At 72.7% G+C, this 24,073-nt stretch carries 24 protein-coding genes; 6 read left to right on the top strand and 18 right to left on the bottom strand.

Annotated elements, in window-relative coordinates:
* Window positions 1-12: 12 nt before the first annotated feature.
* Both groL and groES read right to left on the bottom strand, forming a co-directional pair.
* The gene (gene groL / locus FHR36_RS14930; protein WP_253797323.1) at window positions 13-1,647 is read right to left on the bottom strand and encodes a chaperonin GroEL; all 1,635 of its coding nucleotides are present in this window, start codon (window positions 1,645-1,647) and stop codon (window positions 13-15) included.
* Window positions 1,648-1,748: 101 nt separating this feature from the next.
* Window positions 1,749-2,054, bottom strand: coding sequence for a co-chaperone GroES (groES, locus tag FHR36_RS14925; protein ID WP_014136232.1), 306 nt, complete (start codon window positions 2,052-2,054; stop codon window positions 1,749-1,751).
* 196 nt (window positions 2,055-2,250) lie between these two features.
* Between groES and FHR36_RS14920 the strand changes: the two genes are divergently transcribed.
* On the top strand, window positions 2,251-3,432 hold the full coding sequence (locus tag FHR36_RS14920; RefSeq protein WP_253797313.1) for a class I SAM-dependent methyltransferase: 1,182 nt from the start codon (window positions 2,251-2,253) through the stop codon (window positions 3,430-3,432).
* A gap of 12 nt (window positions 3,433-3,444) precedes the next feature.
* Here the strand turns inward: FHR36_RS14920 and FHR36_RS14915 are convergent, their stop codons facing one another.
* Genes FHR36_RS14915 through tsaB form a run of 5 tightly spaced genes read right to left on the bottom strand, consistent with a single transcriptional unit; the run spans window position 3,445 to window position 6,874 of the window.
* Complete coding sequence (locus FHR36_RS14915; protein ID WP_253797309.1) at window positions 3,445-4,317, bottom strand: polysaccharide deacetylase family protein; 873 nt, start codon at window positions 4,315-4,317, stop codon at window positions 3,445-3,447.
* Between the two features lie 47 nt (window positions 4,318-4,364).
* Window positions 4,365-4,625, bottom strand: coding sequence for a hypothetical protein (locus FHR36_RS14910; RefSeq protein ID WP_253797308.1), 261 nt, complete (start codon window positions 4,623-4,625; stop codon window positions 4,365-4,367).
* Entirely contained in the window at window positions 4,622-5,719 is a 1,098-nt protein-coding gene (gene tsaD, locus FHR36_RS14905; RefSeq protein ID WP_253797307.1) for a tRNA (adenosine(37)-N6)-threonylcarbamoyltransferase complex transferase subunit TsaD, read from the bottom strand. The genes FHR36_RS14910 and tsaD overlap by 4 nt, the downstream gene beginning before the upstream one ends.
* Window positions 5,712-6,206: a ribosomal protein S18-alanine N-acetyltransferase gene (gene rimI / locus FHR36_RS14900; RefSeq protein WP_253799276.1), complete on the bottom strand. Its 495-nt coding sequence runs from the start codon at window positions 6,204-6,206 to the stop codon at window positions 5,712-5,714. The genes tsaD and rimI overlap by 8 nt, the downstream gene beginning before the upstream one ends.
* Window positions 6,207-6,226: 20 nt before the next feature.
* The gene (gene tsaB, locus FHR36_RS14895) at window positions 6,227-6,874 is read right to left on the bottom strand and encodes a tRNA (adenosine(37)-N6)-threonylcarbamoyltransferase complex dimerization subunit type 1 TsaB (protein ID WP_253797305.1); all 648 of its coding nucleotides are present in this window, start codon (window positions 6,872-6,874) and stop codon (window positions 6,227-6,229) included.
* Between the two features lie 128 nt (window positions 6,875-7,002).
* On the opposite strand from tsaB, the gene FHR36_RS14890 reads away from it, so the two are divergent.
* Window positions 7,003-7,566: a hypothetical protein gene (locus FHR36_RS14890; RefSeq protein ID WP_308199348.1), complete on the top strand. Its 564-nt coding sequence runs from the start codon at window positions 7,003-7,005 to the stop codon at window positions 7,564-7,566.
* A gap of 28 nt (window positions 7,567-7,594) precedes the next feature.
* On the opposite strand, the gene FHR36_RS14885 is transcribed toward FHR36_RS14890, so the two are convergent.
* The 6 genes from FHR36_RS14885 to FHR36_RS14860 all read right to left on the bottom strand — a co-directional run bounded on the left by FHR36_RS14885 (window position 7,595) and on the right by FHR36_RS14860 (window position 13,127).
* Window positions 7,595-7,816, bottom strand: coding sequence for a hypothetical protein (locus FHR36_RS14885; RefSeq protein ID WP_253797296.1), 222 nt, complete (start codon window positions 7,814-7,816; stop codon window positions 7,595-7,597).
* A gap of 104 nt (window positions 7,817-7,920) precedes the next feature.
* Window positions 7,921-8,424, bottom strand: a complete 504-nt coding sequence (gene tsaE / locus FHR36_RS14880) for a tRNA (adenosine(37)-N6)-threonylcarbamoyltransferase complex ATPase subunit type 1 TsaE (protein WP_344586093.1) — start codon at window positions 8,422-8,424, stop codon at window positions 7,921-7,923.
* A 61-nt stretch (window positions 8,425-8,485) separates the two neighbouring features.
* Window positions 8,486-9,868: an alpha/beta fold hydrolase gene (locus tag FHR36_RS14875; protein ID WP_253797293.1), complete on the bottom strand. Its 1,383-nt coding sequence runs from the start codon at window positions 9,866-9,868 to the stop codon at window positions 8,486-8,488.
* Window positions 9,869-9,896: 28 nt separating this feature from the next.
* On the bottom strand, window positions 9,897-11,078 hold the full coding sequence (gene alr / locus FHR36_RS14870) for an alanine racemase (RefSeq protein WP_253797279.1): 1,182 nt from the start codon (window positions 11,076-11,078) through the stop codon (window positions 9,897-9,899).
* A gap of 202 nt (window positions 11,079-11,280) precedes the next feature.
* The gene (locus tag FHR36_RS14865; protein WP_253797272.1) at window positions 11,281-12,726 is read right to left on the bottom strand and encodes an NAD(P)H-hydrate dehydratase; all 1,446 of its coding nucleotides are present in this window, start codon (window positions 12,724-12,726) and stop codon (window positions 11,281-11,283) included.
* A 32-nt stretch (window positions 12,727-12,758) separates the two neighbouring features.
* Window positions 12,759-13,127, bottom strand: coding sequence for a holo-ACP synthase (locus tag FHR36_RS14860; RefSeq protein ID WP_253797270.1), 369 nt, complete (start codon window positions 13,125-13,127; stop codon window positions 12,759-12,761).
* A 134-nt stretch (window positions 13,128-13,261) separates the two neighbouring features.
* On the opposite strand from FHR36_RS14860, the gene FHR36_RS14855 reads away from it, so the two are divergent.
* Window positions 13,262-13,822, top strand: coding sequence for a Uma2 family endonuclease (locus FHR36_RS14855; protein ID WP_253797267.1), 561 nt, complete (start codon window positions 13,262-13,264; stop codon window positions 13,820-13,822).
* A 39-nt stretch (window positions 13,823-13,861) separates the two neighbouring features.
* On the opposite strand, the gene glmS is transcribed toward FHR36_RS14855, so the two are convergent.
* Window positions 13,862-15,718: a glutamine--fructose-6-phosphate transaminase (isomerizing) gene (gene glmS / locus FHR36_RS14850; RefSeq protein WP_253797263.1), complete on the bottom strand. Its 1,857-nt coding sequence runs from the start codon at window positions 15,716-15,718 to the stop codon at window positions 13,862-13,864.
* Between the two features lie 99 nt (window positions 15,719-15,817).
* Between glmS and coaA the strand changes: the two genes are divergently transcribed.
* Complete coding sequence (gene coaA, locus FHR36_RS14845) at window positions 15,818-16,807, top strand: type I pantothenate kinase (protein ID WP_253797261.1); 990 nt, start codon at window positions 15,818-15,820, stop codon at window positions 16,805-16,807.
* A gap of 166 nt (window positions 16,808-16,973) precedes the next feature.
* On the opposite strand, the gene glmM is transcribed toward coaA, so the two are convergent.
* The 4 genes from glmM to FHR36_RS14825 form a co-directional block, all read right to left on the bottom strand.
* Entirely contained in the window at window positions 16,974-18,338 is a 1,365-nt protein-coding gene (glmM, locus tag FHR36_RS14840) for a phosphoglucosamine mutase (protein ID WP_253797259.1), read from the bottom strand.
* A 147-nt stretch (window positions 18,339-18,485) separates the two neighbouring features.
* Window positions 18,486-18,989, bottom strand: coding sequence for a 30S ribosomal protein S9 (gene rpsI, locus FHR36_RS14835; protein WP_253797252.1), 504 nt, complete (start codon window positions 18,987-18,989; stop codon window positions 18,486-18,488).
* Between the two features lie 48 nt (window positions 18,990-19,037).
* A complete protein-coding gene (rplM, locus tag FHR36_RS14830; protein WP_253797250.1) occupies window positions 19,038-19,481 on the bottom strand; it encodes a 50S ribosomal protein L13 in 444 nt (147 codons plus the stop codon).
* Between the two features lie 211 nt (window positions 19,482-19,692).
* Window positions 19,693-21,351 (bottom strand): ABC-F family ATP-binding cassette domain-containing protein, encoded by a 1,659-nt coding sequence (locus FHR36_RS14825; protein ID WP_253797247.1) that lies wholly within the window; start codon window positions 21,349-21,351, stop codon window positions 19,693-19,695.
* A gap of 117 nt (window positions 21,352-21,468) precedes the next feature.
* Between FHR36_RS14825 and FHR36_RS14820 the strand changes: the two genes are divergently transcribed.
* Both FHR36_RS14820 and FHR36_RS14815 read left to right on the top strand, forming a co-directional pair.
* Window positions 21,469-22,488: a LamG domain-containing protein gene (locus tag FHR36_RS14820; protein ID WP_253797244.1), complete on the top strand. Its 1,020-nt coding sequence runs from the start codon at window positions 21,469-21,471 to the stop codon at window positions 22,486-22,488.
* A 193-nt stretch (window positions 22,489-22,681) separates the two neighbouring features.
* Complete coding sequence (locus FHR36_RS14815; RefSeq protein ID WP_253797241.1) at window positions 22,682-24,073, top strand: cellulose binding domain-containing protein; 1,392 nt, start codon at window positions 22,682-22,684, stop codon at window positions 24,071-24,073.

Below are 24,073 nucleotides of genomic sequence, written 5' to 3'. Positions count from 1 at the left end.
CTGTGCCTCAGCTCAGTGGCTGTGGCCGTGGCCGCCGTGGGAGTGGCCGTGACCGTTGTCGGCCTCCTCCTCCTTCTTCTCCACCACGAGGGTCTCGGTGGTGAGCAGCAGGGAGGCGATGGAGGCGGCGTTCTCCAGGGCGGAGCGGGTGACCTTCACCGGGTCGATGACGCCGGCCTTGACCAGGTCGACGTACTCGCCGGTGGCGGCGTTGTAGCCGTGGCCGGCCTCCAGCTCGGCGACCTTGTGGGCGATGACGTAGCCCTCGAGGCCGGCGTTCTGGGCGATCCAGCGCTGCGGCTCGACCAGGGCGCGCTTGACGACGGCGACACCGGTCGCCTCGTCGCCGTCCAGGCCCAGGCCGCCCTCGAGCACCTTGGCGGCGTGCACCAGGGAGGCGCCGCCACCGGCGACGATGCCCTCCTCGACCGCGGCGCGGGTCGCGGAGATGGCGTCCTCCAGGCGGTGCTTGCGCTCCTTGAGCTCGACCTCGGTGGCCGCGCCGACCTTGATGACGCAGACGCCGCCGGCCAGCTTGGCCAGGCGCTCCTGCAGCTTCTCGCGGTCCCAGTCCGAGTCGGTGTTGGCGATCTCGGCCTTGATCTGGTTGACCCGGCCGGCGACCGCGTCGGAGGCGCCGGCGCCGTCGACGACGATGGTCTCGTCCTTGGTGACGGTGATGCGGCGGGCGCTGCCGAGCACCTCCAGGCCGACCTGGTCGAGCTTGAGGCCGACCTCCTCGGAGACGACCTGGCCGCCGGTGAGGGTGGCGATGTCGCCGAGGATGGCCTTGCGGCGGTCACCGAAGCCCGGGGCCTTGACGGCCACCGCGTTGAAGGTGCCGCGGATCTTGTTGACCACCAGGGTGGACAGCGCCTCGCCGTCGACGTCCTCGGCGATGATCAGCAGCGGCTTGGAGGAGCCGGCCTGCAGGACCTTCTCCAGCAGCGGGAGCAGCTCCTGGATGGAGGAGATCTTGCCCTGGTTGATCAGGATGTACGGGTCCTCGAGGATCGCCTCCTGACGCTCCGCGTCGGTGACGAAGTACGGCGACAGGTAGCCCTTGTCGAACTGCATGCCCTCGGTGAACTCGAGCTCGACGCCGAAGGTGTTGGACTCCTCGACGGTGATCACACCGTCCTTGCCGACCTTGTCGATCGCCTCGGCGATCAGCTCGCCGACCTGCGGGTCCTGCGCGGAGAGGGACGCGACGGCGGCGACGTCGTCCTTGCCCTCGATCTCGCGGGCGACCGAGAGCAGGTGCTCGGTGACGGCGGCGACGGCCTTGTCGATGCCCTTCTTCAGGGCGGCCGGGCCGGCGCCGGCGGCGACGTTGCGCAGGCCCTCGTTGACCAGGGCCTGGGCCAGCACGGTGGCGGTGGTGGTGCCGTCGCCCGCGACGTCGTTGGTCTTGGTGGCGACCTCCTTGACCAGCTGCGCGCCGAGGTTCTCGTACGGGTCGTCGAGCTCGACCTCGCGGGCGATGGTCACACCGTCGTTGGTGATGGTGGGGGCGCCGAACTTCTTGTCGATGACGACGTTGCGGCCCTTGGGGCCGATGGTCACCTTGACGGTGTCGGCCAGCTTGTTGACGCCGCGCTCCAGCGAGCGGCGGGCGTCCTCGTCGAACTGCAGGGTCTTCGCCATGGTCCCGTTTCCTCTGGGTTCAATGCCTACGTGAGCCAACAACCGCGCCCCGGGCCCCTGTCACACGACGGCGACACGGATCCGGGGCGGGCTGGAACGACTTACTTCTCGATGATCGCGAGGACGTCGCGAGCCGAGAGGACCAGGTACTCCTCGCCCTGGTACTTCACCTCGGTGCCGCCGTACTTCGAGTACAGGACGATGTCACCGACGGCGACGTCGAGCGGCAGGCGCTGGCCGTCCTCGAAGCGGCCCGGGCCGACGGCCAGGACGACGCCCTCCTGGGGCTTCTCCTTGGCGGTGTCCGGGATAACCAGGCCGGAGGCCGTGGTGGTCTCGGCGTCGAGCGGCTGGACCACAATGCGGTCCTCGAGCGGCTTGATGGCAACCTTGCTGCTGGTGGTCACGTCCGAGCTCCCCTTCGGAGATTACGGGGTTGTCTAACAGGTAGGTGGCGACGTTCGCGCGCCTGCCGTCGCGGGGGTCAGGCACGCTCCGTCGCGTTAGCACTCTCCCTGGGGGGAGTGCCAGGAACGACCATAGGACTCTGTTAGCACTCAGTCAACCAGAGTGCCAATGGCGTCGCGGGCGGGTCGTAGAAGAATGGGGCCCGTGGAGATCGAATCGTTCCGGGCCCTGCTGACCGACCAGGGCCGCGAGCTGCTCGCCGAACTGCGCGAGTTCACCCCCGCCGAGGAGCTGGCGCTGGCCACCCGGCTGCGCCGCGAGTACCCGGCCGAGCTGGTCCGGGCGGCATTCGAGCAGGCCAGGCTGCGTCAGCGGGCCCGGGAGAAGTTCGGCGCGGACGCGGACGCGATGTACTTCACCCCCGACGGGGTCGAGCAGGCGACCCGGCGCAGCGTCGCCGACTGGCGGGCGCGCCGGTTCGCCGGACTCGGCGTCAAGCGGCTGGCCGACCTGTGCTGCGGGATCGGTGGGGACGCGATCGCGCTGGCGCGGTCGGGCGTGTCGGTGCTGGCGGTCGACCGTTCCCCGCTGACCTGTGCGGTGGCGGAGGCGAACGCGGCGGCGCTCGGCCTGTCCGAGCTGATCGAGGTGCGCTGCGCGGACGTCACCGAGGTGGACGTGGCGGGCTTCGACGCGGTGTTCACAGACCCGGCGCGGCGCACCTCGCGCGGCCGGGTGTTCGACCCCGAGGCGTACTCGCCGCCGCTCTCCTGGGCGGTCGAGGCCGCCCGGCGCACGCCGTACGGGGCGCTGAAGGTGGCGCCGGGCATCCCGCACGAGCTGGTGCCGGAGGGCGCCGAGGCGGAGTGGGTGTCGGACCACGGCGAGGTCAAGGAGGCGGTGATCTGGTTCGGCACCGGCGCCGGCGCCGAACGGCCGCACCGGGCCACCCTGCTGCCCGGCGACCGCACGCTGGCCGGCGGCCGGCTGCCCGACCCGCCGGCCGGCGAGGTCGGCCGCTACCTGTACGAGCCGGACGGCGCGGTGATCCGCGCGCACATGGTCGCCGAGGTGGCCGAGCAGGTGGATGGGCGCCTGGTCGACCCGATGATCGCCTACGTGACGGCGGACCGGCTGCTGCCGACGCCCTTCGCCCACGCGTACGAGCTCACCGACGTGCTGCCGTACAACGTCAAGAAGCTCAAGGCGCTGCTGCGGGAGCGCGCGGTGGGCACCGTGGTGATCAAGAAGCGCGGGATGGCGATCACCCCGGAGGAGCTGCGCCGCCAGCTCAAGCCGTCCGGGCCGAACTCCGTGACGGTGATCCTCTCCCGGACGGAGCACGGCCCGCTGATGATGCTGGGTCAGCCCGCCTGACCCGGGGGCGGGTCAGGCCGGCGGCTGGATGTAGTCCTCGAGCCGGGCGACCGCGAAGCCCTGCTCGTGGATCCGGCGCAGCAGCTCGGCGAACATCTCGGTCATCGTCTCGCCCTTGAGGTCCTTCGGGCCGCGGAAGTGGGCCAGGATGATGTCGCCTGGCTTCAGCTTCTTGTCGGCGGCCTGGTACTGCATGTCGTGGATCTGCATCGACTCGCGCCACAGCACGATGGCCCGCGGACCGCACTGCTGCACCGAGGTGTTGAGGGTCGGGGTGTTGGCGCCGTCGCCGTAGGGCGGGCGGAACAGCATCGGGGCGGTGCCGTACTGCTGGGTGAGCGCGCTCTGGTCGTCGCAGATCTCGGCGTGCTGCTTCTCCGGCGACGACTTGCTCATGATGGCGTGCGTGACCGTGTGGTTCTGGATGTGGTTGCCGAGCGCCTGCAGCGGCTTGAAGTAGCCGTAGTCGTTCTTGACGATGTCGCGGGTCAGGAACATCGAGATCGGGACCTTGAGTTCGGTCAGCATCTCGACGAACTTCGGGTCCTTCTCGGCGCCGTCGTCGATGGTGACGAAGACGACCTTGTCCTTGGTCGGCACGTCGCTGAAGACCGGCACGGAGCCCGTCTTCGTCAGCTTGATCGGCTTGTCGGCCGGGGCGGCGGGCGCCGCGGCCAGCGGCTCCAGGCCCCACTTGGACCAGGCGGCGGCGTCCGCCGGCGCGGCGTCGGCGCCCCCGCTCGGGCTCTGGGAGGGCAGGGCGGCGGGGGCGGCCTGGCCGCTCGCCGCGTTCCGCGCCGGGGCGGCGGGCGTGGCTCCCCCGCAGCCCGTCGCCGTGACAGCCACCAGTACCGTCAGCGCGAACGCGCCGTACCTCTTCCCCACCGTCGGGCTCCCCCGGAATCTCTCAGTGAACTCTCAGGAGGGAAACGCTACTCGACGTGGGTGCTGGTGAAGCTCCACCGGTGGACGGGTCGGGCGAGCAGCTCCGGCGGCGGGTCGGCGACCTGTGACGGTTCGTCCGCCCACCAGGTGATCAGCAGGACGCGGTCGCCGGGCGCGGCGAACAGTTCGGTGCGCAGCAGCCCGGCCGAGCCGCGCAGCGCGGGCAGGGCGTGCCCGCGCACCCAGGCGTCCAGCTCCGGGCCGCGGCCCTCGGCGGCCCGGGCCTCCCACATGTGAGCCCGGGTCACGACCTGAGCGCCTCGTGGGCGTGCGCGTGGACGTCGCCGTGGCCGTCCGGGGCGCCCGGCACGTGCACCTCGGTGACCGGCATCGAGGAGTCGGCGGACAGGTCGAAGGCGGAGGCCGAGCGGCCGCGCCAAACCATCTCGGAGCCGAGGGCGGCGACCATCGCACCGTTGTCGGTGCACAGGCCCGGGCGCGGCACCCGCAGTTGGATGCCGGCCTTGTCGCAGCGCTGCTGGGCCATCTCGCGCAGCCGGGAGTTGGCCGCCACGCCGCCGCCGATCATCAGGTGGTCGACGCCGCTGTCCTTGCAGGCCCGCACCGCCTTGCGGGTCAGCACATCGGTGACCGCCTCCTGGAAGGACGCCGCCACGTCGGCGACCGGCACCTCCTCGCCGGCCCGGCGCCTGGCCTCCACCCAGCGGGCGACGGCGGTCTTCAGGCCGGAGAAGGAGAAGTCGTACGCGGGGTCGCTCGCGGAGCTCAGGCCGCGCGGGAAGGCGATCGCCGAGCCGTCGCCCTCGCGGGCCATCCGGTCGACCACCGGGCCGCCGGGGAAGCCCAGGCCGAGCACCCGGGCGACCTTGTCGAAGGCCTCGCCGGCCGCGTCGTCGATGGTCGCGCCGAGCGGCCGGACGTCGCTGGTGATGTCGGTGGACAGCAGCAGCGAGGAGTGCCCGCCGGAGACCAGCAGCGCCATGGTCGGCTCGGGCAGCCGGCCGTGCTCCAGCTGGTCCACGCAGATGTGCGAGGCGAGGTGGTTGACGCCGTACAGCGGCTTGTCCAGCGCCCAGGCGTACGCCTTGGCGGCGCTGACGCCGACCAGCAGGGCGCCGGCCAGGCCGGGGCCGGCGGTGACCGCGATGCCGTCCAGGTCGGTGGCCTTGACCCCGGCGGTGTCCAGCGCGCGCCGGATGGTCGGGATCATCGCCTCCAGGTGCGCCCGGCTGGCGATCTCCGGCACCACGCCGCCGTAGCGGGCGTGGTCGTTGACGCTGGAGGCGACCGCGTCGGCGAGCAGGGTGGTGCCGCGGACGATGCCGACGCCGGTCTCGTCGCAGGAGGTCTCGATGCCGAGGACGAGCGGTTCGTCAGCCATTCTTCGGGTCCTTCGATTCGTGCGTCGGGTCGTGCGTCGGGTGGGCCGGCTCGTGGTCGAGGCGCATCACCAGCGCGTCCACGTCGGCCGGCTGGTAGTAGCCGCGGCGGATGCCGACCGGCCGGAAGCCGAAGCGCTCGTACAGCTGCTGGGCGCGGACGTTGTCCACCCGCACCTCCAGCAGCACCTCCTCGCAGCCGCGCCGGACGGACTCCTCGACCAGGTCGGTGAGCAGGGCGGCGCCGAGGCCGGCGCCCTGGTGGCCGGTGTCGACCGCGATGGTCTGGACGTCGCCCTCGACGCCGACCGCCATCAGCCCGGCGTAGCCGAGGACGGTCCCGTCGGGCGCGGTGGCCACGGTGTAGTGCCGGGTGCCGCCGGGGTGCGCCTCGGCCAGCTCGGACCAGTACATGCCGCGCGACCAGGCGTCCTCGGGGAACAGCCGGAGCTCCAGCTCCATCACCGGTTCGATGTCCCACCAGCGCATCGGCCGCAGGGTCGCGGTCGTCACGTCGGGAGCACCGCCTTGTAGCCGGCCGGCACCTGGGCGTCCGGGCGGCGCAGGTACAGCGGCGCGTTGGGCAGCAGCTGACGGCCGGCCGCCAGCTCGGTGGCCGCGAAGTCGGCCAGCGCCCCGGCCGAGACGTGCTCGGGACCGCTCGCGGCGGGCAGATCGTACAGCAGCGCCCCGGCGCCGATCGAGCGCTCCGGCGGGGCCAGTTCGGCCGGTCGGTCCACCGACGGGCCCTCGGTCCGCCGGCCCTCCGCGTCGTACGCGGCCCAGTAGACCTCCTTGCGCCGCGCGTCGGTGGCCACCGTGAACGGGCCGGTGAGGCCCTCGCGGCGGGCCTGGTGCGCGATCGCGTCCAGCGTGCAGACGCCGTGCACCGGCACGCCGAGCGCGTCGCCGAGGGCGGCGGCGGTGACCAGGCCGACCCGCAGGCCGGTGTACGGTCCTGGGCCGACGCCGACCGCGATGCCGGTCAGGTCGTGCTTGTCCACGCCCGCCTCGCGCAGCACCCGCTCCACGGTGGGGAGTAGCAGTTCGCCGTGGCGTCTGGCGTCGACCTGGAAGGCCTCGGCGAGGACGGCCGCGCCGTCGTGGACGGCGGCGGTGACGGCGGGGGTAGCGGTGTCGAACGCGAGCAGCAGCACGGGTCAAGGTTAGAGGGTGCCGGGCGGCGCCCGAGACCCGCGCGGGCACACCATCGGATGAGTCGGACCGAGCGGAGCGGAACTGGCACGATGGGCGGCGAGAGCACGAGCCGACGGTGGGAGCTGACGTGGCGAAGCTGGGTCCGGGTGTGGTGGTCGGCGGTCTGACCCTGGGGGCCATGGCCGTGGTCGGCGCGCTGGCCTTCCAGGCGAACGGCCTCGCCCCGCGCGCGGCAGCCGTGCCGGCCGCCACCGCGGCGCCGTCCCCCTCCGCCACCGCCCCGGCCGAGCCGGCCGCCCCCGCGCTGCCGAACGACTCCGGCGCCGGCCTGCGGGTGGTGTACGCGCTGAAGGCGCACCAGGTGTGGCTGGTGGATCCGCGCAAGAACCCGCAGGTGGTGGGCGCCTTCAAGGTCGTCCCGGGCTCGGTGGACCCGGCCGCCGGCAGCTACACGGTGTTCGGGCGGACGGCCGCGGGCACCGGCACCGACGGTCGGCAGATCGAGCACGTGGTCCGGTTCGCGCAGCAGGCCGGCACGGTGTTCGGCTTCAGCGCGGCGGTCGACGAGAACGCCCCCGTGCCCCCGGCCGACCCCAAGGTGAAGACCGGCGGCATCCGCTCGACCCGCGCGGACGGCCAGTCGCTCTGGGACTTCGCCCCCAACGGCACCCGGGTGGTCGTGATCCCGTAGCGGTGCGGATCCGGGCCGGGTCCGGGCGTCAGGCGGCTCTCGGCTCCGGGCGGGGTTGGGGATCCGGCGGGGTGGACAGCGCGGCGGCGGCCCGGCAGGACGCCAGCAGGGCGCTCATCGGCACCTCGGAACGGCTCTCGGTGGACTCCGCGGCCTCGGCGGACTCGGCGGGTTCGGCGCACCGGACGGGCTCGGGTCCGGTGGCCCGGCCGTCGGGCGCGGGCGTCGCGGCGGGGGTGGTGCTCGCCATGGGGCGCCTCCCTAGTTAGGCATACCTAACCTGCTGCCGCCCATCCCATCACGGGCGAACACCCCGCCGCAACACCTCGCCGGGAGGGTGGCGGGCAAACCCGCTCAGCCCTCACTCAATCCGGTGAGATCCGCGTCCGCCCAGCGCACGCCCAGGCCGGTGACGGTGACCCGGCGGGGATCGCTGTCGTCCTCGGCCGCCTCACCGCCGAGCGCCCGCTCGATCCGGACCTCCAGGCGGTCCTCGGAGAGCTGCTCGACCTTGCCCTCGCCCCACTCCACCACGACCACCGACTCGGGCAGCGAGACGTCCAGGTCGAGGTCCTCCATCTCGTCCAGGCCGCCGCCCAGCCGGTACGCGTCCACGTGCACCAGCGCGGGGCCGCCGCTCAGCGACGGGTGCACCCGGGCGATCACGAAGGTGGGCGAGGTGACGGCGCCGCGGACGCCCAGCCCCTCGCCCAGGCCGCGGGTCAGCGTGGTCTTGCCCGCACCCAGCTCGCCGGAGAGCAGCACCAGGTCGCCGGGGCGCAGCAGCCCGGCGAGGGCGTGGCCGAGCCGGTTCATCCGCGCGGCGGAGTCGACGGTGAGAGTGGTCTGCGTACCCATCGGGGCCTCGGTGTCCTTCCGGAAGGTCTGGAACGGTGGTCTGGTGCCGCGCGGCCCGGTCTCAGGTGCCGCCGGCGGGCTCCCGGTCGGCGGCCTCGCGGTCCGCGAGCTCCTGCACGGACGGCGGGAGCGGGGCGGCGTGCGCGTGGGCGGCGGCCGCGACGAGCAGCTCGGCGAGCCTGCGGTCGACCGTCTCCGGACGCTCCAGCATCACCAGGTGGCCGGCGTCCTGGACCCGCACCAGCTCGGCGCCGGGCAGCGCCGCGGCGATCGCCTCGCTGTGCTCGGGCGGGGTCAGCAGGTCCCTGGTGCCGACCAGGACCAGGGTCGGGATGCCGTCCAGCGCGGCCAGCGCGGCCCGCTTGTCGTGGGCGGAGAACGCCGGATAGAACTCGGCGACCACGTCGATCGGGGTGGCGTCCAGCAGCTGTTCGGCGAAGCGGACCACGGCCGGGTCCACGTCCTTCGTCCCGAAGGAGAACCGCCGGTAGAACACCGAGCTGACGTCCGCCCCCAGCCGCCGGGTCGCCTCCACCAGCTCGACCTGGCGGCCCAGCAGCCGCACCACGCCGGGCGCCATCCGCTTGAGCAGCTTGGCGCCGACCGAGGGCAGGCCGAGGGTGACGGAGTCCCAGTCGGCGGCCAGGGTGCCGATCAGCGCGACCCCGGCCACCCGGTCGCGGAACAGCTCGGGATGGCGGTCGGCCAGCGCCATCACCGTCATGCCGCCCATCGAGTGGCCCACCAGCACCAGCGGTCCCTGCGGCGCGACGGCGTCGATCACCGCCTTCAGATCGGCGCCCAGCCGGTCGATCGAGGCCGGCTCGCCGTCCAGGTGGGAGCGGGAACGCTCGGAGCGGCCGTGGCTGCGCTGGTCCCAGAAGACCAGCCGCATGCCCTCGCGCAGCGCGGCCCGCTGGAAGTGCCAGCTGTCCTGGTTGAGGCAGTAGCCGTGGCAGAAGACCACGGTCAGCGGCTCCGGCGCCGCCTTCGGGCCACCGAGGCTCCGCCGGCCGGCCGCCCGGGCCAGCGCCCCCGAGCCGCCCAGCAGGCCGGGCAGTCCGCTGCGGTCCACCGGCGCGCTCTCGCCCCGCCGGCGGGGGAACCAACCGCGCCGCCCGCCGTCCGGCTCCGGGTGGACCTCCACCGGCTCGGCCCAGCCGGTGCCGTCCAGCTCCACGTACAGCTCGGTGCCGTCCGGGGCGGTCACCGTGCGCGGCCGCCCGCGCAGCGAACCGAACGGGGCGGCGGCGTCCAGCTCCTCGCGGGCCCGGCGACGCATCGCCCGACCCACCGTCAGCCGCTCTATCGCCACACCCGCCGCCGCGCCGGCCGCCACCACACCCAGCGAGATGCCGATCAGCCCGGCCCGGCTCACCCCGCTCGCGGCGTCCGCCGCCTTCGCCACCGCGGCGACCGTGCCGCTCTCGACGGACTCCGTCATGGCCGGCGGTCCGCCCGCCCGGACGCGCTCACGCGAGGCCGCCGACGTAGCGCCGGGGCACCCGCGCCCCGATCCGGGTGATGATCTCGTACGAGATGGTGCCGCACGCCCGGCCCCAGTCCTCGGCGGTCGGCTCGCCGTGCTCCCCGCTGCCGAACAGCAGGACCTCCTCGCCGACCTCCGGAGAGTCCCCGCCCAGGTCCACCACGAACTGGTCCATCGCCACCCGCCCGGCGACCGTGTACCACGTACCGCCGATCTGCACCGGGCCCGAGTTGCTCGCGTGCCGCGGCACCCCGTCCGCGTAGCCGACCGGGACCAGGCCCAGCGTGGTCGGGCCGGACGTCGTGTAGTGGTGCCCGTAGCTGATCCCGTGGCCGCCCGGCACCGTCTTCACCAGCGCCAGCCGGGCGCTCAGCGACATCACCGGCCGCAGCCCGAAGTCCGCCGGCGCACCGACCTCCGGCACCGGGGACAGCCCGTACATCGCCAGGCCCGGACGGACCAGGTCGTAGTGCGACTGCGGCAGCGTCAGCGTGGCCGGCGAGTTCGCCAGGTGCCGCACCTCGGGACGGACACCCGCCCGCTCGGCGTGCTCCAGCGCCGCCGCGAAGGAGTCCAGCTGCAACTGGATCGACGGGTGGCCCGGCTCGTCGGCGCAGGCGAAGTGCGACCAGATGCCGACGACCTGCAGCAGCCCCTCGGCCTGGGCGCGCAGCGCCGCCGCCACCAGGTCCGGCCAGTCGTGCGGCTGGCAGCCGTTGCGGCCCAGCCCGGTGTCCGCCTTCAGGTGCACCCGCGCCGGGACACCGGTCTCCCGGACCGCCGCCAGCAGCTCGTCCAGCGCCCAGCGGCCGCTCACCGAGATGTCGACCTCCGCGCGCACCGCCTCCCGCCACGGGCCGCCCGGCGTCCACAGCCAGCACAGCACCCGCGCCTGCTCCGGGCCGATCCCGGCCGCGCGCAGCGCCAGCGCCTCCTCGGGGGTCGCCGTGCCGAGCCAGCGCGCGCCCGCCGCGACCGCCTCCCGGGCACACCGCACCGCGCCGTGGCCGTACGCGTCCGCCTTCACCACGGCCATCAGCTCCGGGCCGCCCGTGCGGTCCCGCAGTGCGGCCAGGTTGTCGCGCAGCGCGCCCAGATCAATGGTCGCCTCGGCGCGGGCCCCCTGGGTGAGACCCGCCGTCCCGGTGGTGTTCGCAGTCGTCATCGCGTATCAGTCTCCCAGACGGAAGAAGTGCCTCCGCTGCGGGCGCACCGACCACCCGCCCCGAGCCCCCGCCCGACCACCCGAAACCCGCCCCGGCAGGCGGCCAGCCCTGCACCGACGTCCGACCGCGGCCCGCGCTGTCCCGTCCGTCCACCGCCCCCGCAAATCCCCGCCGGAGGCGGCCTGTCGCCGGGGCGGCGGCCTACTCGCGGACGGTGCGCCAGGCGGCCCGCAGGGCGCGGGCGATGTCCAGGGCGGCGACGGGCACCTCGCCGTGGGCGGCGGCGCGGCCGGCCAGGCCGTGGAGGTAGGCGGCGGCGGAGGCGGCGTCCAGGGGGGCCAGGCCGGCGGCGAGGAGGGAGCCGGTGAGCCCGGCGAGGACGTCGCCGCTGCCGGCCGTCGCCAGCCAGGACGTGCCGGTCGGGTTGACCCGGACCTCGCCGGTCGGCTCGGCCACCACCGTCGTCGAACCCTTGAGCAGCACCGTTGCCCGGTACGCCGCGGCGAGGCGCCGCGCGGTGTCCAGCCGTCGCGCCGCCAGGTCGTCCGCGGCGGGCGGGGCGCCGCCGTCCGCGCCGGCCAGCAGCCGGGCCGCCTCCCCGGTGTGCGGGGTGAGCACGGTGGGCGCGGTCCGCTCCCGCAGGGCGTCCGGGCCCAGCCGGGCGAGTTCGGTCAGGCCGTCCGCGTCGACCAGCACCGGCACGCCGCCGGCGAGCGCCTCGGTCAGGGCCCGTTCGGCGCCCTCGCCGGAGCCGGGGCCGACCACCCAGGCCTGCACCCGCCCGGCGCCGGCGGGGCCGCCCTCGGTGACCAGCGTCTCGGGGTAGCGCCGCACGACCTCCTCGGCGGCCGTGCCGACGTACCGCACGGCCCCGGCCCCGCCGCGCAGCGCGCCCGCGACGGCGAGCAGCGCTGCGCCCGGGTAGCGGGCCGATCCGGCGGCGATGCCGACCACGCCGCGCCGGTACTTGTCGCTCTCCGCGGCGGGGACCGGCAGCAGCGCCGCCACGTCCGCGTGCTGCAGCACCTCCACCTGCGCCCGGGACAGGTCCAGGCCGATGTCCACCAGGTGCACCACGCCCGCGTACGAGGCGCCGGGGTCGACCAGCAGGCCGGGCTTGTGGGTGCCGAAGCAGACCGTCACGTCGGCGCGCAGCGCGACGCCGTCGACCTCGCCGGTGTCGGGGTCGACCCCGCTGGGGACGTCCACCGCGACCACCGGTCCGCGCCGGCGCATGGTCGCGTACGGCTGCGCGGCGGGCCGCAGTCCGCCGCGGCCGCCGATGCCGACGATGCCGTCCAGCACCAGGTCCGCGCGGCCGAACTCCTCCGGGTCGGCGGTCAGCCGTCCGCCGGCCGCCAGCAGGGCGGCCAGACCGCCCGGGTGGGCCTTGTCGGGGGCGAACAGCAGCGCCCGCACCGAGGCGCCGCGCCGGGCGAGGCGGGCGCCCGCGTAGAGGGCGTCGCCGCCGTTGTCGCCGCTGCCGGCCAGCACCAGCACCCGGCTGCCGTACACCCCGGGCAGCAGCCGCACGCAGACGGCGGCCAGCCCGGCGGCGGCGCGCTGCATCAGCGTGCCCTCGGGGAGCCGCGCCATCAGCGCGGCCTCGGCGGCCCGTACCTGCTCGACGGCGTGTGCGTGGCGCATGTCCTGCCTCCCGGACGGCTCGGCCCCGGCGATCAACCCTCCGCGATCACCACCGCCGACGCTACGCCCGCGTCGTGGCTCAGCGACACGTGCCACGACTTCACGCCGAGTTCGGCGGCGCGGGCGGCGACCGTCCCGGTGACCCGCAGGACCGGCCGGCCGGAGTCCTCGACGCACACCTCGGCGTCCGTCCAGTGCAGGCCGACCGGCGCGCCCAGCGCCTTGGCCAGCGCCTCCTTGGCCGCGAACCGGGCCGCCAGCGACGCGACCCCGCGCCGCTGCCCGGACGGCAGCACCAGCTCCCCCGGCGTGAACAGCCGCGCGGCCAGCTCCGGCGTCCGCTCCAGGGAGGCCCCGAACCGCTCGATCTCCGCCACGTCGATCCCGACCCCGATGATCACTCCGCCACTCCCTGGAATCCGCTCCTGCCCGGGGACCTTACGGCACACTTTCGGGTGAGAACCGCTTCGATCCCCTTCCCGCCCCGGCCGGTCCGCCTAGCGTGTGGCCCGGACCCACGGGAGGGAGAAGGGCCATGGTCGCCATGCCAGCCGTCCAGCAGCCGCTGCCTGCGGAGAACGGCCTCCTCCAAACGTTCCTGGAGCTGGAGACGCCGCCCGGCTACCGGGCCGAGCTGATCGACGGGGAGATCGTCGTGACCCCGCCGCCGGACGGTTCGCACGAGACCGCGTTCTCGTTGATCAACAAGCAGTTCGTCCGCAGATCCGCAATCGATCTGGATGTCTCCGGCAACAAGGGTCTGGTCGTGCCCGGCGGCCACTTCATCCCGGACGGCACGATCAGCCCGGTCGGCCACTTCGAGGACGCCGAGCCGTGGGCAGGGCCGGGCGGGGTGCTGCTGGTCTTCGAGATCACCTCGACCAACCCGGTCAGGGACCGCGAGGCGAAGCGGCGCGGCTACGCGGCCGCCGGGATCCCCTGCTACCTGCTGGTCGACCGCGGCCATGGCACGGTCACGCTGTTCACCGACCCGTCCGACGGCGACTACCAGGCCCACAGCGAGGTCACCTTCGGCAAGCCGTTGGAGCTGCCCGCGCCGTTCTCGTTCACGCTCGACACGGCACCCCTGCGGTAGGACGCAGCCACCGCAGGGGCACCGAAGCGGCGTGACCGACTACTCGACGGTGACCGACTTCGCCAGGTTGCGCGGCTGGTCGACCTCGTGGCCCTTGGCGGTGGCCAGCTCGCAGGCGAAGACCTGGAGCGGGACGGTGGACACCAGCGGCTGGAGCAGCGTCGGGGTGGCCGGGATGCGGATCAGGTGGTCGGCGTACGGCACGACCGCCTCGTCGCCCTCCTCCGCGATCACGATGGTGCGGGCACCGCGGGCGCGGATCTCCTGGATGTTGGAGACGATCTTGTCGTGCAGGATCGAGCGGCCGCGCGGCGACGGCACGACCACGACGACCGGCAGGCCCTCCTCGATCAGGGCGATCGGGCCGTGCTTGAGCTCGCCCGCGGCGAAGCCCTCGGCGTGCATGTACGCGAGCTCCTTGAGCTTCAGCGCGCCCTCCAGGGCGACCGGGAAGCCCACGTGGCGGCCGAGGAACAGCACCGACTTGGCGTCGGCCAGCGAACGGGCCAGCTCGCGGACGGGCTCCATGGTCTCCAGCACCTGCTCCACCTGCTTCGGCGCGTCGCCGAGCTCGCGGATGATGGTGAAGATCTCGTCGCCCCACTTGGTGCCGCGGACCTGGCCGAGGTACAGCGCGACCAGGTAGCAGGCGACCAGCTGGGTCAGGAACGCCTTGGTGGAGGCGACCGCGACCTCGGGGCCGGCGTGGGTGTAGAGCACCGCGTCGGACTCGCGCGGGATGGTGGAGCCGTTGGTGTTGCAGATGGCCAGCACCTTGGCGCCCTGCTCGCGGGCGTGGCGCAGCGCCATCAGGGTGTCCATGGTCTCGCCGGACTGGGAGATGGCGATGACCAGGGTGCGGTCGTCCATGATCGGGTCGCGGTAGCGGAACTCCGAGGCGACCTCGACCTCGCAGGGGATGCGGGTCCAGTGCTCGATCGCGTACTTGGCGATCATGCCGGCGTGGAACGCGGTGCCGCAGGCCACGATGACGACCTTGTCGACCTCGCGCAGCACCTGGTCGGGGATGCGCAGCTCGTCCAGGGTGAGCCGGCCGTCGGTGCCGATCCGGCCGAGGAGGGTGTCGGCGACGGCCTTCGGCTGCTCGGCGATCTCCTTGAGCATGAAGTAGTCGTAGCCGCCCTTCTCGGCGGCCGAGGCGTCCCAGTCGACGTGGTACTCGCGCACGTCGGCGGGGGTGCCGTCGAAGTTGGTCACCGTCACGCCGGAGGTGCGCAGCTCGACGACCTGGTCCTGGCCGAGCTCGATCGCCTCGCGGGTGTGCGCGATGAACGCGGCGACGTCGGAGGCGAGGAAGTTCTCGCCCTCGCCGACGCCGACCACCAGCGGGGAGTTGCGGCGGGCGCCGACCACCACGTCCGGGGCGTCCGCGTGCACGGCGACCAGGGTGAAGGCGCCGTCCAGCTGGCGGCAGACCACGCGCATGGCCTCGGCCAGGTCGCCGTCGTACGCCTCGGCGAGCAGGTGGGCGACCACCTCGGTGTCGGTCTCCGAACGGAGGGTGTGGCCGCGCTCGGCGATCTCGGCGCGCAGGGCGGCGAAGTTCTCGATGATGCCGTTGTGGACGACGGCGACCTTGCGGTCGTCGTCCAGGTGGGGGTGGGCGTTGGCGTCCGTCGGGCCGCCGTGGGTCGCCCAGCGGGTGTGGCCGATGCCCGTGGTGCCGGCCGGGAGGGGGGACTCGGCCAGCGACTTCTCGAGGTTGGCGAGCTTGCCCGCCCGCTTGTCCGTGGCCAGCGACCACTGCCCGTCGCCCGCCTGCGTCTGCACCGCGACACCGGCCGAGTCGTAGCCCCGGTACTCCAGCCGGCGCAGGCCTGCGATCACCACGTCCAGAGCCGTCTGAGGCCCTACATATCCAACAATTCCGCACATGTGCGTCAGCATATGCGGCGAAGAACACTCCCAGGTCACGACCGCGGCGACGGCTGGTGACCGACACCACACCACCCGTCCTCGGCGAGACGGCCCACAATGGAGGACGTGCTGACCGAACTCTGTACGAGGGGCGCCCCCACGCCCACCCCCTCACCGTACGTGGATCTGTCCCGCGCCGAGTGGAGCGCGCTCCGCGAGCGCACCCCGCTGCCGCTGACCGCCGAAGAGGTGGAGCGGCTGCGCGGCCTGGGCACCGCACTGGACCTGGACGAGGTCCGCGACGTCTACCTGCCGCTGTCCCGGCTGCTCAACCTGTACATCCACGCCACCCACGAGCTGCGCGGCGCCCTCGGCACCTTCCTGGACACCCCGGACACCGAGCGCACCCGCACCCCGTTCATCATCGGCGTGGCCGGCTCCGTCGCGGTCGGCAAGTCCACCACCGCCCGCCTGCTGCAGGCGCTGCTGGCCCGCTGGCCCGAGCACCCGCGGGTGGCGTTGGTCACCACCGACGGCTTCCTGCTCCCCAACGCCGAGCTGCGGCGCCGCGGCCTGATGGCCCGCAAGGGCTTCCCGGAGTCGTACGACCGGCGGGCCCTGATGCGGTTCGTCGCGGACGTGAAGGCCGGCAAGGAGAGCGTCTCCGCGCCCGTCTACTCGCACCTGGTGTACGACATCGTCCAGGACGAGAAGCTGACCGTGGAGCGCCCGGACATCCTGATCGTCGAGGGCCTGAACGTCCTTCAGCCCGCCCTGCCCGGCACCGACGGCCGGACCCGGATGGCGGTCGCCGACTACTTCGACTTCTCCATCTACGTCGACGCGCGCACCGACGACATCGAACGCTGGTACCTGGACCGGTTCCGGAAGCTCCGTCAGACCGCCTTCCAGGACCCGAACTCCTACTTCCGCCGCTTCACCGAGGTGCCGGAAGAGGAGGCGATGGACTACGGCCGCCAGGTCTGGCGCACCATCAACCGGCCCAACCTGCTGGAGAACGTCCTGCCCACCCGCGGCCGGGCCACCCTCATCCTGCAGAAGGGCGCCGACCACAAGGTCCGCCGAGCCCTGCTGCGCAAGCTGTAGGCACACGGGAACGCCAACAGGGGCGCGTGGGGGTACCTCCCGGCCGAAGGCTGGGGGAGAACTGCGCGACCGACCACCCGGGGAGGTGGGCGCCGAACGATCGGGCCGAACCTCCCCGGGTGGTGTGTTTCTCGCGCAGTTCCTCGCGCCCCTGGGTGTTGCCTGGTTACCCGAGGTGGGTACGGACGGCCGCGGCCAGCCGCTCGCAGACGGCGTTGGCCTGCTCCTCGTCCGCCGCCTCGACCATGACCCGCACCAGCGGCTCGGTCCCGGACTTGCGCAGCAGCACCCGCCCGGTCGACCCCAGCTCGGCCTCCGCCTCGCGGACGGCGGCCTGCAGCTCCTCGCAGGTCTCGACCCGGTTCTTGTCCACGCCCTTGACGTTGATGAGCACCTGCGGCAGACGGGTCATCACCGAGGCGAGGTCGGCCAGGGGCTGCTTGGTGGCGGCCAGGCGGGCGCCGAGCATCAGGCCGGTCAGGGTGCCGTCGCCGGTGGTGGCGTGGTCGAGCAGGATGACGTGGCCGGACTGCTCGCCGCCGAGGGCGAAGCCGTGCTGCTTCATCTCCTCCAGCACGTACCGGTCGCCGACCGCGGTCTGGACGAGCTCGATGCCCTCGCGCTCCATGGCCAGCTTGAAGCCGAGGTTGGACATCACGGTGGCGACGGCGGTGTTGCGCCGCAGCGTCCCGGCCTCCTTCATGGCGACCGCGAGGACGGCGATGATCTGGTCGCCGTCCACCTCGTTGCCGTCGGCGTCGGCGGCCAGGCAGCGGTCGGCGTCGCCGTCGAGGGCGATGCCGAGGTCGGCGGCGTGCTCCTTCATGGCGGTCCGGAGCTTGTCCAGGTGGGTGGAGCCGACACCGTCGTTGATGTTGAGGCCGGTGGGCTCGGCGCCGAGGGTGAAGACGACCTCCGCGCCGGCGCGGGCGAAGGCCTCGGGGGCGACCCGGGCGGCGGCGCCGTGGGCGCCGTCGATGACCACCTTGATGCCGTCGAGGCGGTTGGGCAGGACGGCGACCAGGTGGGCGACGTACTTGTCGAAGCCCTCGGTGTACTGGCGGACCCGGCCGACGTCGGCGCCGGTCGGGCGCTTCCACTCGTCGTCGCCGACGCCGTAGCGGTGGTAGTGGGCCTCGATGGCGTCCTCGATGGCGTCGTCCAGCTTGTGGCCGCCGCGGGCGAGGAACTTGATGCCGTTGTCGGGCATGGCGTTGTGGCTGGCGGAGAGCATCACGCCGAAGTCGGCGCCGAGGGCGCCGGTGAGATAGGCCACGGCGGGCGTGGGGAGCACGCCGACCCGCAGCACGTCCACGCCGGCGCTGGCCAGGCCGGCGATGACGGCGGCCTCCAGGAACTCGCCGGAGGCGCGCGGGTCGCGGCCGACCACGGCGACCGGGCGGTGGCCCTCGAAGGCCCCCGCGTCACCCAGCACGTGTGCCGCCGCGACCGACAGGCCGAGGGCGAGTTCGGCGGTCAGGCCCACGTTGGCCACACCGCGCACTCCGTCGGTACCGAAGAGTCGTCCCATGCTTCCGTCCCTGCTCTCAGCGTTCACGCCGTCCCCGACCGGCTGTCCATCGAATCACCCCACGACCTCCGCACGAGGCCGGGAGCACGACGCCCCGGAGTACTCGAAAGTACTCCGGGGCGTACGGGTCGCACTCGCGGGATGCGATTAGCGCTTGCTGTACTGCGGCGCCTTGCGGGCCTTCTTCAGACCGGCCTTCTTGCGCTCGACGGCGCGGGCGTCACGGGTCAGGAAGCCGGCCTTCTTGAGCGGGCCGCGGTTGTTGTCCACGTCCGCCTCGTTCAGGGCGCGGGCCACGCCGAGGCGCAGCGCGTAGGCCTGACCGGAGACGCCGCCACCCGCGATGCGGGCGATGACGTCGTAACGGCCGTCCAGCTCGAGGAGCTTGAAGGGCTCGTTCACGGTCTGCTGGTGCACCTTGTTGGGGAAGTAGTTCTCCAGGGTGCGACCGTTGATCTTCCACTGGCCGGTGCCGGGGACGATGCGCACGCGGGCGATCGCCTCCTTGCGGCGGCCGAGGCCGGCGCCGGGGACGGCCTCGCCGAAGCGGCCGGCCAGCGACTCGGTGGTGTACTCGGACTCGGAGGTGTACTCCTCGACGTTCTCGTCGAAGTCGACCTCGAGGGTGCTCTCGATGGCAGTCTCGGCCACGGTGTTCCTCAGCTCCTGCGATTCAGTGATGGGGTCGGGTGGCCGGAATTACTGCGCGACCTGGGTGATCTCGAACGGCACCGGCTGCTGCGCAGCGTGCGGGTGCTGGTCGCCCGAGTAGACCTTCAGCTTCGAGAGCATCTGACGGCCCAGGGTGTTCTTGGGGAGCATGCCCTTGATGGCCTTCTCGACAGCCTTCTCGGGGTTCTTGTCGAGGAGGTCGTCGTAGCGGACCGAGCGGAGACCGCCCGGGAAGCCGCTGTGGCGGTACGCCATCTTCTGGGTCTTCTTGTTGCCCGAGAGGTGCACCTTGTCAGCGTTGATGATGACGACGAAGTCGCCGGTGTCAACGTGCGGCGCGTAGATCGCCTTGTGCTTGCCCCGCAGGAGGCTGGCGGCCTGGGAGGCCAGGCGGCCGAGCACGACGTCGGTCGCGTCGATCACGTGCCACTGACGCTGGACGTCGCCGGGCTTGGGGCTGTACGTACGCACGGTCGTAGCCTTCGCTTTTCAGTGAGTGGGTCCTGACGGGAGCACGCGGGACGAGGAGATCAGCCTTGCCTGGTCCTGGACGCAATCAGGACGGCGGCCGCTGATCGACGGCCTCGGTGACTCCGGCGTACCGACCTCTCACGTGAGATGGAGCGAGCCAATACGCACAACAAGGGTCAACGATACCGCCAGGGGGCGGCCGGATCCAAACTCAGCGGTCGCGGACCACTCGCGTCTCGTCCCAGACCGGTTCCGGCGACTCGTACACCCGGCCGTCCGAGCCGAAGACCAGGAAGCGGTCGAAGCTGCGGGCGAACCAGCGGTCGTGGGTCACGCAGAGCACGGTGCCGTCGAACGCCTCCAGGCCCTGCTGCAGCGCCTCGGCGCTCTCCAGGTCCAGGTTGTCGGTCGGCTCGTCCAGCAGCAGCGCGGTCACGCCGGACAGCTCCAGCTTGAGGATCATCAGCCGGGCCTGCTGGCCGCCGGAGAGCGACTCGAACTTCTGCTCCTCCTGCCGGTCCAGCTCGTAGCGGCGCAGCGCCGACATCGCGGCGCCGCGGCTGAGCGCGTGCTCCTCCTCGATGATCGAGCGCACCGTGCGGCCGAACAGCTCGGGGTGGGCGTGGGTCTGCCGGAAGTGGCCGGGGACCACCCGGGCGCCGAGCTTCCAGCTGCCGCCGTGCTTCACCGAGGCGTCGCCGGCCAGCATCCGCAGGAAGTGCGACTTGCCGGAGCCGTTGGAGCCCAGCACCGCGACCCGCTCGCCGTAGAAGACCTCCAGGTCGAACGGCTTCATCAGGCCGGTGAGCTCCAGGCCCTCCATGGTGAAGGCGCGCACGCCGGTGCGGCCGCCCTTCAGGCGCATGGTGATCGACTGCTCGCGCGGCGGCTCCTCCGGCCGGCCGGCCTCCTCGAACTTCTTCAGCCGGGTCTGCGCGGCCGCGTAGCGGGTGGCCAGCGCGTGGCTGACCGCGGCGGCCTGGCGCAGGTTGACCACCAGCTTCTTCAGCTTGGCGTGCTCCTCGTCCCAGCGCCGCCCGAGCTCCTCGAAGCGCGCGAAGCGGTCCTGGCGGGCCTGGTGGAACGACTCGAAGCCGCCGCCGTGCACCCAGACGCTGGAGCCGGCCGCGCCGGACTCCACCGCGATGATCTTGTCGGCGGCGCGGGAGAGCAGCTCGCGGTCGTGCGAGATGAACAGCACGGTCTTCGAGGTGGCCCTGATCGCCTCCTCCAGCCAGCGCTTGCCCGGCACGTCCAGGTAGTTGTCCGGCTCGTCGAGCAGCAGCACCTCGTCCGGACCGCGCAGCAGCGCCTCCAGCACCAGGCGCTTCTGCTCGCCGCCGGAGAGGGTGTTCAGCCCGCGCCACTGCGCCTTGTCGAAGGGGATGCCGAGCGCCGCCACGGTGCACACGTCCCAGTCGGCCTCGTACTCGTAGCCGCCGGCGTCGGCCCAGTCGGAGAGCGCCTGGGCGTACGCCATCTGCGTCTTCTCGTCGTCCTGCGCCATCATCGCCAGCTCGGCGGCGTCCACCGCGCGGGCGGCGACGGCGATCCTGGCCGGGGCGACCGAGACCAGCAGGTCGCGGACCGAGGCGTCGGCCGGCAGCGCGCCGGGCGTCTCCCGGGCGTCCTCCCGGCCGGTGGTGCCGACGAACTGGCGCATCACGCCGAGCCCGCCGCTGACCGTCACCGAACCGCCGTGCGGCTGCACGTCGCCGGCGATCATGCGCAGCAGAGTGGTCTTGCCCGCGCCGTTGGCGCCGACCAGCGCCACCGCCGCGCCCTCGCCGACCCGGAAGGACGCGTCGTCGAACAGCACCCGCCCGTCCGGCAGGTAGTACTCCAGATGTGAAATCTCGACGTGTCCCATGCCCCGGATTCTGCCAAGGCCCACACAGCGACCCCAAACGGTTTTGGTACCGATTCGGGCACCTTCCCACGGGCGCGCGGGCCCGGTGCCTTAGGATTCGCGCTTATGAGCGATGGGATGGGGACCGCACCGGAACCGGGCGGGCAGGACTCGCAGACTCCGGGGCAGCAGCCGCCCGTGAACCCGGCGTACGGCTTCCCGCCGGCGTCCGGCTACGGCTACCCGCCGCAGATGCAGGGCGGCTACGGCTACCCGCCGCTGGCGAGCCCCGCCGAGCCGGACTGGTACGCCCTGGCGGAGCACAACGAGCGGGCCAACAAGCGCAAGCGCCTGGTGCGCGTCGCGATCGGCGCGGTGAGCACCCTGGTGGTGGCCGGCATCGTGGCGGCCGCGGTGGTGCTGTACAAGCCCGGCGGCGACTCGCCGACCGACAAGGCCTCCACCTCGGCGGACCAGGCGGCCAACTGCGTCGCCCCGACCGCCGCGCCGTCCAAGGCCAGCAACGACCTGCGGCTCGGCTCGTCCACCCAGGTCGGCACCGTCGAGGGCCACAGCGGCCTGGCCCTGACCCTGAAGGGCACCACCGACGGCTACGCCGAGGTCAACTCCGTGGTGGTCAACACCTGCGCGAGCTTCACCATCTCCACCGTGGTGCGCAACACCGCGCCGCAGGAGCCCCGGGCCGCCGTCTCGCAGGGCAGCGACGGCTTCTTCTCCTTCTACCTGGGTCGCGGCGCCAAGAACCAGTGGGTGTTCAAGGTGCAGACCGCGGCCGAGAGCGGCAAGGCCATCGAGGCGCTGTCCGCCCCCACCGACCCCGCCGCCACCGGCGGCGTGGACCCGGCCAGCCAGTGGACCACGCTGACCGGCGTGTACGACGTCAAGGAGAAGGCCATCTCCCTGTACGTCGACGGCGTGCTCGCCAAGACCACCCCGGTGACCGGGATCCTGTCGACCAACGGACCGATCGAGATCGGTCGGGCCCGGTTCAAGTCCCACTGGGTCGACGCCTGGGGCGGCTCGATCGCCGACGTCCAGGTGTGGGACCAGGCGCTGGCCCCCGAGTCGGTCGCCCAGCTCGCCAAGACCCGCTCGGCCGGCGACACCGCCGCCCGGGCCACCTGGTTCCGCTTCTGACCACCTGAGCACTCCTCACGGCCCCCCGGCCCAGCGGCCCGGGGGCCCTGAGGGGTGCCGTTCGGGTGAAGCTAGGATGACCCGGGTTGTGGTCGGTTTTGACGATCGTCTGAACGCGCGCGATCAGTAACGCGCTCGCATCCGTGCTAGGAGCTTTTTCGTGGGATCTGGCCGCAGCGCGTCGCGTCGTCGCGTGTGGAACACGCTGAAGGTACTGCTCCTGGTGCTCGCGCTGGGCGCCGCCGGCAACGCCCTCTACCCGGTGTGGCGGGCCGCCAACCCGGAGCCCACCGACCTGACCGTCCGGTACCGCACCGACACCCCGGCCGCCGCGCCGGTCGCCAAGCCCTGGCTGGAGGTCATCAACTCCTCCAAGAAGCCGGTGGCGCTCGCCGACGTGACGGTCCGGTACTACTTCACCGCCGACGGGGACCACCCCTACGCGTTCAACTGCATCGAGGCCGCCGGCGTCGGCTGCTCCAACATCAACGGCACCATCGTCGCCCTGGCCAACGCCGCCACCGGCGCCGACCACTACCTCGAGCTCAGCTTCACCCCGGCCGCCGGCACGCTGGCCCCGGCCCAGAACAGCAAGGGCCTGCAGCTCCAGCTGTTCCGCCAGGACCACCAGGACCTGGACCAGTCGAACGACCTGTCGTTCAACGCCAAGTCCACCACCTTCAAGCCGTCCAAGCTGGTGACCGCGTACGTCCGCGGCCAGCTGGACTGGGGCAACGAGCCGAGCGGCCAGCCCAAGTCCTCCGCGCAGCCGTCCGCCGACGCCGCGAAGCCGGCCGTGCCGGCCGGCGTGCTGTTCGACAACTTCCACTACACCGGCCCGACCGACCCGGCGCTGAACAAGCACGGCTGGCGCGTGCGCACCAGCAAGGGCGGCCCGGGCATCGCCGACACCTGGTCCGCCGCGGGCGTCAGCTTCCCCGGTGACCCGAGCGCGCAGGGCGGGCAGGCCCTGAACCTGCGGGCCAGCACCGACGGCACCAAGGAGAACACCAGCCAGTCCCAGCTGGAGAACGCCGACACCGACTTCCTGACCGGCACCTTCGCGGCCCGGATCTACTTCAACGACCAGCCCAGCTCGGGCCAGGCCGGCGACCACATCAACCAGTCCTTCTACACCATCTCGCCGGACGACGCGCTCTACAGCGAGCTCGACAACGAGTACATGCCGAACGGCGGTTGGGGCTCCCCCGGCCCGGTCCTGGACACCACCAGCTGGTACAGCGCCAAGAACAACGACCGTGCCACCAAGCGGCAGAACACCAGCCTCCAGGGCTGGCACACCCTGGTGATCACCGCAGCCAAGGGCGTCGCCACCTACTCCCTGGACGGCAAGCAGCTGTTCAGCAGCTCGGGCAAGTACTTCCCCCGGCAGACCATGGGCGTCAACTTCAACGCCTGGTTCATCGACCTCCCCTTCAAGAGCGCCCAGCGCAGCTGGGACATGAAGGTCAACTGGTTCTACTACAACGCCAACCAGGCGATGTCCCAGGCCGACGTGGACAAGGCGGTGGCCGACTTCTACACCGGCGGCACCAACTACGTGAACACCGTCCCCAAGAACTGA

The sequence above is a fragment of the Kitasatospora cinereorecta genome, from assembly GCF_024172095.1.
In the GTDB taxonomy this organism is placed as follows: Bacteria; Actinomycetota; Actinomycetes; order Streptomycetales; family Streptomycetaceae; genus Kitasatospora; species Kitasatospora cinereorecta.
The sequence above is the reverse complement of the archived record's forward strand: the minus strand, read 5'-3'. Positions and strand labels throughout refer to the sequence as shown.